This is a genomic window from Candidatus Egerieousia sp., assembly GCF_056211015.1.
This window is the reverse complement of the sequence record NZ_JBAELF010000083.1, coordinates 1-5897: the sequence shown is the minus strand read 5'-3', so window position 1 is coordinate 5897 and position 5897 is coordinate 1. Positions and strand designations below refer to the sequence as shown.

At 48.5% G+C, this 5897-nt stretch carries 2 protein-coding genes; both read left to right on the top strand.

Annotation, left to right across the window (positions count from 1 at the left end):
- The first annotated feature begins 205 nt into the window (after positions 1 to 205).
- A complete protein-coding gene (locus AC06L3_RS06355; RefSeq protein WP_475669783.1) occupies positions 206 to 3385 on the top strand; it encodes an alpha/beta hydrolase family protein in 3180 nt (1059 codons plus the stop codon).
- A 15-nt stretch (positions 3386 to 3400) separates the two neighbouring features.
- Entirely contained in the window at positions 3401 to 5560 is a 2160-nt protein-coding gene (locus AC06L3_RS06350) for a S9 family peptidase (protein WP_475669782.1), read from the top strand.
- Positions 5561 to 5897 lie beyond the last annotated feature (337 nt).

Genomic DNA, 5897 nt, shown 5'->3' with positions numbered 1-5897 from the left:
GAGCCGGACCATGGTTCGGGCCTTTCTTTACAGCGCACATCTGCTGTACCTGCTGTGTGTAAATCATAGTGTTATAAATATTTATATTTTGTGTTGCTTTTAAATTCGTTTGCAAAGATACAATAAAGAAACGGATTTGTGCTACCTTTGTGCTGCGTCTGCATTCAGATGCCATTTTTAAGTTAATTTTTAAAACATCAGCATAATGAAACGCTTCTTTTCTCTTTTTGCGGCAATGGCGGTATGTCTGCCTTTGCTGGCCCAGAAACCTGCCATCACCCACGATGTGTATGACAAATGGCAGACAGTCAGGGAACTGGACGCTCCGAACGAGGGAGCCACGGTGCTTTACAGGATTGTCCCGCAGGCCGGTGACGCAACCCTTTGTATAAACAATCCTTTCACCGGAAAGGAATGGACCATTGAAAGGGCTTACGGACAGGTGCTCAGCGCAGGCGAAAACAAGATCCTCGCAGGCATCAAACCTTTCTATCAGCAGACCCGCAAGGCAAAGATCAAGAAGAAGAAACCTGAGCAGATGCCAACCGACACTCTCATTCTCTTTGATCTGTCCAACGGCACAAGAAAAAGTTTCCCTGACCTCAAGGACTTCAAGACTCCTGAGACACTCGGACAGTGGGCCGCTTTCACAACAAAGCCTGCAGTCAAGGAAGATGCCAAGGGCAAGGCCGCCAAGGACAGCTCCAAAGTAGAAAAGAAGGAAGCTCCAAAGGATAATCTTTATGTGTTGAATATTGCAACAGGAGAGCTTGATACACTATCGAAGGTGGAGAATTATGCATTTTCAAAGGATGGCAGATGGCTGGCTTTCACAAGGAAGTTCGTTGCTGCAAAGAAGCCTTCAAAGAAGGATGCCAAGGACGGAAAGGCAAAGGAAATCAACCCTAAGGACACCGTTGACACCCCTGCGGGACTTTATCTTTACGACCTGGATTCAAAGAAGGAGCTGATGGTCATGACAGGCCCCAAGGGCAGCACCTTCACCCTGCCTAAGTTCTCGGCTCAGGGTGTCATGGCCTTCTACGCCAACACCGATACCACAAAGGCCGGCAAGAATGATCTGAAGATTTATATCTGCGACCCTGCTTTCAGAATGAATTCGCAGGACGAATTCCTTGACAATATGCTTATCATTTCAGACAGCATCACCAATGCCGGAATCTGCAAGTATGTTCATTACTATGCAAAGCTCAACATCCCTCAGGGCAGCGAGTTCAAGGCTGCGCGCGAATACGATGAGTCATGCAAGGATATGAAGGCTGAGGCCAATGAAGTAGCCCGCGGCAAATATGCAAAGGACGAGAACAGGCAGGTCCGTTTCGACATGCAGCCGCTTGTGATTTCAAGGAATTCTCCTTTGCAGTGGAGCGGCAGCGGCAAGCGCCTTTTCTTTGGCATAGCGCCTGCCCCAAGGGAGAAGGATACTTCAATAGTGGAGTTCGAGCGCGCAAAACTTGATATCTGGGCCTGGGATGCAGACTATATCCCAACAATCCAGAACAACAGGAAGACAATGATTGCCAGAACCAGCTTCAGCTGCTATATGAACATGAACGGGGCAAAGGCCGGCTCCTTTGTCCAACTTGGCGATAGTGATATCAAATCTGTAAGAGTGGAGAACTACGGCGATGCCGATTATGCTTTCGCCGCAAGCAGAACCCCTTATGTGATCCAGACACAGTGGGACTATGACGCTCCGGCAGATGAATACATTGTTGATTTGAAGACAGGAGAGCGCAGGATGCTTTTCTGCAAGGCCAACAAGACAATGTTCACCGCACCCGACGGCAGGCACGCCCTGATTTATGACGATATCAGATCCGAATATTCAATGTTCGAACTTGCAACAGGCAGGAACTGGAATCTCACTAAGGATCTCGGCGTTTTTTTCTATGAGAAAGGCCACGACACACCTAACCTTCCATCATACGCAGGAGCCCCGGTATGGTTCTCGGATTCAAGGAAGGCCCTGATTGCCGACCAGAACGATATCTGGATTGTTTCAACCAATGAGAACGAGAAAGCCGTATGCGCAACTTCTTCATACGGAAGGAACAACAATACAAAGTTCACTGCCGTGAACGCATACAAGAATGACAGATTCATTCCTGAGGCAGATGTAATGAGCGGAATTTCTGTAAGTACAATGCTCGATGCATCACGTCCTGTATATCTCGTTTCATACAATGAGGTGAACAAGCAGAACGGTTATTATACAATAACAATTCCTACCAATCCGTTCAAGGACAAGTTCGCCGCTCCTGAAAAGATAATTGACGCACCTAGTTCTTTTGCCCAGAGTGTTTTCGCAATGCCTCAGAAAGGCAAGCTTGCAAAGCTGTTCTTCATCAAGGGCAACTTCAACAACCCAATGGATGTATGGAGCTGCGATGCAAACATAGCGGCAGACAATGGCGTAAGATATGCTTCAACCAGCGGAAAGCAAATGGCTTCGGCAAAACAGATTTCGCACATCAATCCTTGGCAGAAGGATTACAACTGGGGCACGGTTGAACTCATTCACTGGACCACAATGGATGACATAAAGGCCGACGGCCTTCTCTTCAAGCCTGAGAACTTTGACCCGAACAAGAAATATCCTGTGATTTTCTATTTCTATGAGAAAAACTCACAGACAATGTACAATTACAGAAGTCCTGCTCCTAGCGCATCAACGGTGAATATTCCATTCTTCGTAAGCAATGGTTACATTGTATGCGTTCCTGACCTTTATTATAATGTAGGAATGCCTGGCAAGAGCTGTATGCGTTCGCTCATGCCTTGCGTTGACATGCTTGAGCAGTATCCTTGGATAGACAAGGACAACATGGCCGTTCAGGGCCAGAGCTGGGGCGGATATCAGGTTGCATACATCATCACCCAGACCAACAGGTTCAAGGCTGCAGGTGCCGGCGCTCCTGTTTCCAATATGACAAGCGCATACAGCGGAATCAGATGGGGCAGCGGCGTTACACGCCAGGCCCAGTACGAAGACGGCCAGAGCCGCATAGGCTACAATCTCTGGGACGCCCTTCCTCTGTATATGGACAATTCTCCTCTGTTCCGCCTGCCGAATGTCCGGACCCCTGTGCTCATCATGCACAATGATCAGGACGGTGCGGTTCCTTGGTGGCAGGGCATAGAGATGTTCAACGGACTGAGGCGCCTTGGCAAGCAGGCCTGGATGCTCCAGTACAACGATGAGGACCACAACCTTGTACAGCGCAAGAACAGGAAGGACCTGAGCATAAGGCTTGAGCAGTTCTTCAACCATTTCCTCAAGGGCGAACCTATGCCGTCATGGATGAAGCACGGCCGTCCTGTAGTTGACAAGGATTATGATATGGGTTACAGGTTTGAATAAGTAATACATTTATATATGAAAGTAATTCGTTTGATTATGGCAGCTTTGATGGCAGGCCTGGCAGCCGCCGGCTGTTCCTCCAATGAAACAGAAGTCATTGGAAAACCTCAGGTTGAGGTTGTTGACGGGAAATATACTCCCGAAATCATGCATCAGATGGGCAAGGTTTCCGACCCTCAGATAAGTCCCGACGGAACAAAGATTCTTTACGGAGTTTCATACACTTCAATTGAGCAGAACAAGGGCGTGAGAAACCTGTTTGTAATGAACATCGATGGGTCCGGCAACCATCAGATAAGCGCAAGTCCCAAGTCAATCTCCAACGCCCGCTGGATTTGCAACGGAAGCAAGATTCTCTATTTGAAAGAAGGGAAACTGCATTGCTGCAGCGCCGAGGGCAAGGATGAGGTTGAGATAGCCGTTGAGGGCGTTCCTGCAATCGAGGCTTTTGAACTCAATTCCACCAGCGACGGCATCATCATGCAGATAAGCGTGAAATACGGTCAGCGCGCAAAGGACCTTCACCCGGATCTGCGGAAGGTTGAGGCAAGGGTAATAGACAACCTCATGTACAGGCACTGGGATCACTTCGTTGAGGAAGTGCCTCATACCCTCGCAGCTTCAATCAAAGGAATCAAGGATGGTGGAGCCATCGCTGTGGAAAATGTGAAGGATTTGCTGGAAGGAACTGAGTATGAGCTTCCGGCACTCCCTTTCAGCGGGCTTGAGCAGCTGTCTTTCGGCAAGGATGCCATAGCATATTCCTGCAGGAAACTCTCTGGAAAGGACTATGCCTTCTCCACCAATGCAGATATATATCTCTACTCCACCGGCGATGGTTCCACAAAGGACCTTATGGCCGGACTTGAAGGAGAGTTCCCGGGATACGATACCGAGCCTGCATTCTCACCGGATGGCAGATATCTTGCATGGGTGAGCATGGCACGCGGCGGATACGAGGCCGACAAGCGCAGACTGATGCTTCTGGATCTCTCTTCAATGGCTGTAAAGGAACTCAGCTGTGATTTCAAATACAATGTTGATGAATATGTATGGAGTGCGGATTCAAGGAAAATCTACTTTACATCGTGCATAAACGCTGTTGAGGCAGTGCTTGAGGTTGATGTTGAGAAAGACTGTTCAGTTGCTTACACTCCTGCGGCGGATGAAAGGACCGGTGATGTGATTCTTGGAAACGGTATAAGAAGAATTACTGCAGAGGATTGCTGGTATGATTTCTCTTCATTGAAACTTGTGCCTGGCAATGAGGGCAGACTCATAGCTGTGAACACATCAATGATGCGTCCTGCGGAGATAGTTTCAATCGATATGGAAAGCGGTGCCGTTGAGCAGCTTTCTCACGAGAATGATGAACTGATTGCTCAGCTGGCAACTCCAACAATGGACCAGAAATGGATTAAGACAGTTGATGGAAAGGATATGCACTGCTGGGTGCTTTATCCTCCTGAGTTCGATTCAACAAAGGTTTATCCTGCAATAACAATATGCCTTGGCGGCCCTCAGGGTACGTGCAGCCAGGGATGGAGTACAAGATGGAACTACAGGCTCATGGCTTCCAACGGTTATATTGTCATTCTGCCTAACAGACGCGGAACAACTGCGTTCGGCCAGGCTTGGTGCGAGCAGATTTCCGGTGACTACATTGGCTTGAACATGCAGGACTACATGAATGCGGCAAAATATCTCAAGGCTCAGCCTTACATTGGGAAAGTTGCGGCTTGCGGAGCAAGTTACGGAGGATACTCCGTATATAATCTTGCGGGAGTTCATAACGGACTGTTCGATGCTTTCATTGCACACGCTGGAATCTTCAATCAGGAGCATATGTATATGATGACCGAGGAAATGTGGTTCCCAACCTGGGACAACGGCGGCGCTCCTTGGGACAACAATCCGGTTGCCGTGAGACATTACACCAACTCGCCTCACAAGCTCATCAGGAACTGGAACACACCTATTATGATTATGCACGGTGAGATGGATTACCGCGTGCCTGTTGACCAGGGCATGGCGGCATTCAATGCGGCGCAGATGATGGGCGTTCCATCAAAGATGGTGCTCTTCCCGGGCGAGAACCACTGGATTACCAAGCCTCAGAACTCAGTCCTCTGGAACCGTGAGTTCTTCAGCTGGCTCGACCAGTGGTGCAAATAACCGCATCGGTGAGAACCACTCTGCAATCTTCCAGTGGCCCCCTTTGTCGGGACCACTGCTTTTTTTGTGAGGATAGCGACCGGAGCGGGTGAAAGGTCGGTGGTGTGACATAGCGGTATCTGAGGAACACGGCCGAATACTGATTTTGAAAAACAGCGCTGAGATAACGCAAGTTCTATGCAGGATGAATGTTGACTAACATTGTCCCTATTGCCTACAGGGTAAAACTTTATCTTCCAAGATTTCAATTGCTCTATAAACATTTGTATATGACTGCGTTTCTTTGTCGCACACTTTTGCGTTAGCAGTTGCGAAGCTTATCCTATTATCGGCGCAG